Here is a 6,385-nt window from a genome sequence, read left to right as displayed (position 1 = left end):
GATCCGAGGGGTCGAAATTGCTCAGGCCACCCGCGCAGCCGCCCAGCACGCCACATAGCGCGATCAGGACGGTCCCGGCGATCAGGCGTTGGGCGCGGCGCATGGTCGATTTCCCAATCAAAATTCGTCTTTGCCGTCAGCTCGTGTCGATCAGCCGTGTCAGCTTTTGGCGACGGGCGGCAGCAGCGCCTGCAACGCCTCGGCACGCGAACGCAGGCTTGGCGGCGTTTCGCCGTCCAGCGCGATCATATCAAGCCATTGCCGGGCCGCGGTCGCGTCATTGGCGCGCCAGGCCGATAGGGCCAGCAGCTCCCGCGCCGCGTGGCGGAAGGTGCCGCCCGCGGCGGCATCGCTCTCCAGCCGCTGCTTGATGTCGGAATAAGGCGCTGTGTCGACCAGCAAGCCGGCCGCGCGCAGCCGCGCCAGCTCCTGCTGCTCGGTCCCGATGCTGCGATCCGCAGCCAGCGCGTCGAACAGTTTGGCCCCGGCCGCCTTGTCGCGGATCGCGGCCTCGGCGGCTTGATGGAACCTGGCCAGCATCCGGTAGCCATACGGCGCCTTGGCCGCGAGGTCGGCGAAGGCGGCTTCCGCCTCGGGATGCTTGTTCTGGTCCGCGAGCTCGAGCGCCTTGTTCAAGGCCGCACCAGCCTCGGCTGCCTTCTGACCCTCGACATATTGATAGGCCCGCCAGCCACCGACCCCGGCGATGAGCAGAACCGCGAGCGCAACGATGAAGAGCGAGTACCGGTCCCACAGCTTCTTGAGCTGTTCGCGACGGACCTCCTCGTCTACTTCTGCATAAAATTCAGACACTTAACGAGATCCCTGTGATATCCGCTTCGAGGCTGCCGCAACGGAATTTGAGTGCCCCGAAACGCCCCGATTCCCCAACCCCAGTCCCACACTTGGCGGCGCCGATACCGCAATGATATGGCGCTGGCAAGGCAGCAACCGCCGCTTCGCCCCCGTGCTGCTCCGGTCTTAGCGCGTGGGAAAGCGCAGGCGAAACCCGTCAAGCAGCGCGAACCGGACGCCACGGCGCTATCATGGCGCGAGACCCTCGCGCAACTGCCGTTTCATCACCTTGCCATTAGCATTCCGCGGCAGCGGCTCCGCGCTGACCACCAGCGTCTCGGGAACCTTGTAATCGGACAGCCGCTCGGCGCACCAGCTGCGCAGCGCCTCGCCGCTGACAGGCTCGCGCGTCACCACCACCGCATGCACCCGCTCGCCCAGCACTGGGCAGGGACGCGCGACGATCGCGCTCTCCACCACCGCCGGATGGGCCGCCAGCACCGATTCGACCTCGGCCGAATAAATCTTGAGGCCGCCGCGGTTGATCATGTCCTTCTGGCGGTCGAACACCCGGACGAAATTGTCGGCATCGATGGAGCCAAGGTCACCGGAGTGCCAATAGCCGCCGGTGAAGCTCTCGGCGGTCGCCGTCGCATTGTTCCAGTAGCCCTTGATGACTTGGCCGCCGCCGATCCAGATTTCGCCGATCTCGCCCGGCGGCTGCTCGCGTCCCTCGGCGTCCATCACCCGGATGCTGGCGCCCGGACAGGGCAGCCCGACGCTGTCGATGTGGCGCGCGGTCAGGTCCGGCGGCATCATCGTCGCCGGCGATGTGGTCTCGGTGGCGCCATAGGCATTGATCAGCTGCAGCCCCGGGATCTTCACCGCCAGCCGCTCGATGGTCGCGACCGGCATCGGCGCGCCGCCATAGCCGCCGATCCGCCACGACGACAGGTCGTAACTGTCGAAATCATGCTGCAACAAGCAGAGATTGTACATCGCCGGCACCATCACGGTGTAGGTCACGCGCTCGCGCGAGGCTAGCTTGAGATATTCGCCGGCCTTGAACTCCGGCATGATGATCAGGGCTCCTGCGCAGCGCGCCATGCTGGCGACATTGACGACGACGCCGGTGACATGCCCGAGCGGCACCGCCGCGATGGAGCGATCTGATACGGTGAGGCCCATGCAGGCCTCGTACAGCATCGCCGAGTGGATGATGTTGCAATGGGCGAGCATCGCGCCCTTCGGCCGGCCGGTGGTGCCGGAGGTGTAGAGGATCATCGCGGTGTCCTCTTCACCGACCGCGACCGCCTGCTCCAGCGCCGCATGGCCTGCGAGATCGGCAAAACCCGAGCGTGGCGGATGATCGTCGACGGCGATGCGGTGCGCGAGCTCCGGCACCTCCGATGGCTCCGGCAGCCGGTCGGTGAGCGCAGCTTCATGCAGCAGGAGCTTGGCGCCGCAATCGGTCAGCACATAGGCGATCTCCGGCCGCTGCTGGCGGGGCGAGAGCAGCACAACGACCAGGCCGAGCCGCGCGGCTGCAAACACCGCGAGCACGAACTCGATGCGGTTGCCGAGCAGCACCCCTATCCGATCGCCGGGACGCAAGCCTTTTGCGTGTAGGCCGCCTGCGATCTGCCGCGACTGCTGCAGCACCTCGCGCCAGGACAGGCGCTTGTCGCCGCAGACCAGCGCCTCGCCGTCGCCATTGCGCGCGGCCGCCGCCTCGACCATCGCCCAGACCGTCTTCGGACGATCCGCGAACACGGCAACGACACGGTCGCCGAACCGCGCCTCATGGCGCATGGATGGAATCGAGGCGTGTGACCAGTCCATCAGATCGTTTCCTCCTCATTGCCCGCGTTGCCGTCGCGAGCTTCTTATTATTCAAGCCTATTTTCAGGCCTTGGTCTTCATGCCGTAGACATGCTCAGCGGCCGGAAAAGCGCGCGAGCGGACATCCGCGGCGTAGGCCGCAACGGCCTCCTCGATCGCCGGACCGAGATTGCCGTAGCGACGCACGAACTTCGCAGGCTTGGGCGACAGGCCGAGCATATCCTCCAGCACCAGCACCTGGCCATCACAGGCGACGCTGGCGCCGATACCGATGGTCGGAACGGGGATCGCGGCCGTGATCTTGCGCGCCAGCGGCTCGGCAACCGCCTCGATCACCACCGCGAACGTGCCGGCCTCGGCGACCGCGCGGGCGTCGTTCTCGATCGGCGCCCAATCGGCCTCCTCGCGACCTTGCGCGCGAAAACTGCCAAGCATGTTGATCGATTGCGGCGTCAGGCCGATATGCCCCATGACAGGAATGCCGCGCTCGCTGAGAAACCGAATTGTCTCGGCCATGCGCACGCCGCCCTCGAGCTTGACCGCGCCGCACTGCGTCTCCTTCATGATGCGTGCGGCCGAGTGGAACGCCTGCTCCTTGCTCGCTTCATAAGTGCCGAAGGGCATGTCGACCACGACCAGCGCCTGGCGCGAGCCGCGCATTACAGCACTGCCCTGCAGGATCATCATCTCGAGCGTCACCGGCACCGTAGTCTCGAAACCGTGCATGACGTTGCCGAGGGAGTCCCCGACCAGGATCGCATCGCAGTAACGATCGGCCATCGTTGCGGTATGGGCGTGATACGAGGTCAGCATCACGATCGGCTCGCCGCCCTTGCGGGCGCAAATGTCGGGGCCGGTCTTGCGCTTGATCGGGGCTTGAACGGACATGGTCAGCCCCCCATCACGGGAATGCCGAGCACCACCGGATGAAATGCGAAGGCGAGCGCCAGATAGGCGATGATACCCACCACCACGGCGATCACGTCATTGCCGATGCCGCCGACCGGAATCGGCGGGCTACCTGGATCGGTGCGGCGCTTCAGCGAGATGCGGTCATAGACCGCCCAGGCCAGGATCGAGCCGAACAGGATGATGCCGCCGAGATCGCCATTGGCGAGCAGATGGCCGAACGCCCACAGTTTCACGCCGGCCAGCATCGGATGCTTCAGCCTGGCGTAGATGTTGCCGCGGATATAGGCGGCGACCACCAGGATCACGGCGGGCAGCATCAGCGCGATGTTGAGGTGCTTGAGCGCCTTGGGCGGCGTCCAGACTTGGATCCAGCCGTCGACGCGATATTGTGAGAAGCCCCAGCAGATCAGCGCCAGACCTGCAAGCGCCACCAGCGAATAGGCGATCTTGTAGGTGCCCTCGCCCATCGCAGCGACCGCGCGGGCGCGCGTAGCGCGCCGGGTCGTGAACACATGGGCGCCGAGAAACAGCACCAGACCCACCACCATCACCAGAAGTCCCACGGTCGATCCCCTTTTTGCGTGCCGGCGTCAGACCCGACATGTCATTCCGGGGCGCACGCAGGGCGCGCGAACCCGGAATCTCGAGATTGGCTTGCATTCTTTGCAACAATATCGGGATTCCGGGTTCGACGCTAACGCGTCGCCCCGGAATGACGGTGTACAACGATCACTGCTTATCCGATGACGTTTGCTTGAGGTCGCGATTGTCGACATAGCGGATCGCGATCGGCCGGCCGGCGAGCGCGCCGCCGAGACTGGATGAGAATTTCAGCGGCAGGCAGGCATTGAGCGATGAATTGATCGCCTTCAGGTACGTCGCACGGGTGTCGGCCGACGCCCCCTGCGTGGCGAAGGTCAGCCGCGGTGGCGCGATGATCTCGCCCGTCCGCTTGAAACTGAAGCGCACCGACATCTGCATGCCCTGGCGCGCGACGTCGGTCGGCGGTGGAGTCCAACAGGAGCGCAGCGCCGCGAAGAGATCGCCGATATTGTCGAGATCGTGGTCAGGCTTGCGGTATTTGGCAGCATCGGATTCCGGCGGCACGCTCTGGATCGTCACCTGCAGGTTCTCGCCATAGGGATAGTCGATCTCGGGGATGCACGGCCCGTGATTGAAGACGCTGCAGAACGACGGCGTGCAGGGCGCGTTGTCGAGCACGCTGCAAGGCGAGTGCGAAAACGGCACCGGATTGATCTGATGGTGACGGCCGGCAGCCTGCGCCATCGCGCCCGCGAGCAACAGAGGCACAATCAGAACGGCGCGCAGCATCGGCCTCACACGGGTTGCAGGACACTTAATGTGACATCGATCGCTGCTGTCGCAAGTCCTGGCCATTCACGTCTGCGCGTCCCACCTGCCCACCAGGGCAGTTCCGTCAGGCGAGACGAGACGCCACATTGGGGCGAACCCAAAGGAAGCGTCCCATGTCTGATCTCACCGCCCTCGCCTCGCTCTCGTCCGCTCTCATCGCGACAGTCGCGCAAGCCGCGCCGTCGCTGGTCTCGGTCCATTCGCATCGCTCGCGCGCGTCAGGCTTCGTCTGGAAGCCCGGCCTCGTCGTGACCGCCGATGAGGCGCTGGCAGAGGACGGCGAGATCGTTGTGCTGTCGGCTGATGGCAGCGAGAAAATGGCCGTGATCGCCGGCCGCGATCACACCACCGACATCGCGCTGCTCCGCGTCGACGGCCTCACGGCCCCGCCGGCCAATCTCACCACCGACGTGCCTGCGCTCGGCTCGCTCGCCGCTATCGTCGCCGCCGACCAGGGCACGCCGATCTCGGCCCTGGCGATGATCTCCAAGTCGGCGGAGCGCTGGCGCAGCCTGCGGGGCGGCGAGATCGATGCCCGGATCGAGCTCGACACCCGGCTGCGTCGCAGCTCCGAAGGCGGCCTCGTGCTCGGTGTCGCCGGGCAAGCCATAGGCATGGCGGTCTCCGGCCCGCGCCGCACCCTGGTCATTCCGACCGCGACGCTCGCACGCGTCGCCAGCCGGCTAGAGACCCATGGCCGGATCGCGCGCGGCTATCTCGGCGTCGGGCTGCAGCCGGTGAAGCTCGATGATGGCGTCGGCGCCATGGTGATGAGCGTCGACAAGACCGGTCCTGCGGCGGCGGCGGGCCTGCGCCAGGGCGACGTGATCACGACATTCAACGACGAGAGCGTCAGTGGCGTACGCGCCCTGCTGCGCAAGCTCGGCCCCGACAGCGTCGGGAGCGTGATCGAGCTGTCAGGCTTGCGCGCGGGCGAGCCGTTCCGGTTGTCGCTCACCATCGGCGAGAGGCCGGCGCAGTGAGCGAGGCGCCAATCGTGATCGCGATCGATCTCGATAATCCAGAGCTATCCGACCGGCTCGTGGCGTTGCTCGGCAATGTCGCGGGCCTGCGGCTGGCTGCGCCGGGCGAAGCCGCCGATGTCGCGATCGTCGCGTCCGAGCCTGCGGCGCGTGATCCAAATGACTTCCAGCTCACGGCACGCGAGCACGACGTGCTGGCATTATTGGCCGAAGGCCGCTCCAACAAGGAAATCGCCCGCGCGCTAGGGATCTCCGTGCATACCGCGAAATTCCATGTCGGCCAATTGCTCGACAAACTCGATGCCACCGGTCGCACCGACGCGGTGGCGCACGCGGCACGAAGGGGAATTATTGAGCTGTAGGTGCGCGACGTTGTTGCGAATAACGTAGGGTGGGCAAAGCGTAGCGCGCCCACCATTCCGGCCGATGCTCTGTGCGGTGGGCACGCTGCGCTTTGCCCACCCTACCACGGCACCCAA

At 66.0% G+C, this 6,385-nt stretch carries 7 protein-coding genes; 2 read left to right on the top strand and 5 right to left on the bottom strand.

Annotated elements, in window-relative coordinates; genetic code table 11:
• Positions 1-159 precede the first annotated feature (159 nt).
• From WA702_RS15860 to WA702_RS15840, 5 genes are all read right to left on the bottom strand, one after another.
• Positions 160-813, bottom strand: a complete 654-nt coding sequence (locus WA702_RS15860; protein ID WP_425111483.1) for a tetratricopeptide repeat protein — start codon at positions 811-813, stop codon at positions 160-162.
• Positions 814-1,044: 231 nt separating this feature from the next.
• Complete coding sequence (locus WA702_RS15855) at positions 1,045-2,637, bottom strand: class I adenylate-forming enzyme family protein (RefSeq protein ID WP_425111482.1); 1,593 nt, start codon at positions 2,635-2,637, stop codon at positions 1,045-1,047.
• Positions 2,638-2,700: 63 nt separating this feature from the next.
• Entirely contained in the window at positions 2,701-3,525 is an 825-nt protein-coding gene (gene panB / locus WA702_RS15850) for a 3-methyl-2-oxobutanoate hydroxymethyltransferase (RefSeq protein WP_425111481.1), read from the bottom strand.
• Between the two features lie 2 nt (positions 3,526-3,527).
• A complete protein-coding gene (locus WA702_RS15845; protein WP_425111480.1) occupies positions 3,528-4,112 on the bottom strand; it encodes an NnrU family protein in 585 nt (194 codons plus the stop codon).
• A gap of 166 nt (positions 4,113-4,278) precedes the next feature.
• Complete coding sequence (locus WA702_RS15840; RefSeq protein ID WP_425111478.1) at positions 4,279-4,881, bottom strand: hypothetical protein; 603 nt, start codon at positions 4,879-4,881, stop codon at positions 4,279-4,281.
• Positions 4,882-5,036: 155 nt separating this feature from the next.
• On the opposite strand from WA702_RS15840, the gene WA702_RS15835 reads away from it, so the two are divergent.
• Both WA702_RS15835 and WA702_RS15830 read left to right on the top strand, forming a co-directional pair.
• On the top strand, positions 5,037-5,906 hold the full coding sequence (locus WA702_RS15835; protein WP_425111477.1) for a S1C family serine protease: 870 nt from the start codon (positions 5,037-5,039) through the stop codon (positions 5,904-5,906).
• Positions 5,903-6,268 (top strand): response regulator transcription factor, encoded by a 366-nt coding sequence (locus tag WA702_RS15830; RefSeq protein WP_425111476.1) that lies wholly within the window; start codon positions 5,903-5,905, stop codon positions 6,266-6,268. Before WA702_RS15835 ends, WA702_RS15830 begins: the two co-directional genes overlap by 4 nt.
• The last annotated feature ends 117 nt before the right edge of the window (positions 6,269-6,385 follow it).

It is taken from the genome of Bradyrhizobium sp. (genome assembly GCF_049798375.1).
Taxonomy (GTDB): Bacteria; Pseudomonadota; Alphaproteobacteria; order Rhizobiales; family Xanthobacteraceae; genus Bradyrhizobium.
This window is presented reverse-complemented; position numbering and strand designations above follow the sequence as displayed.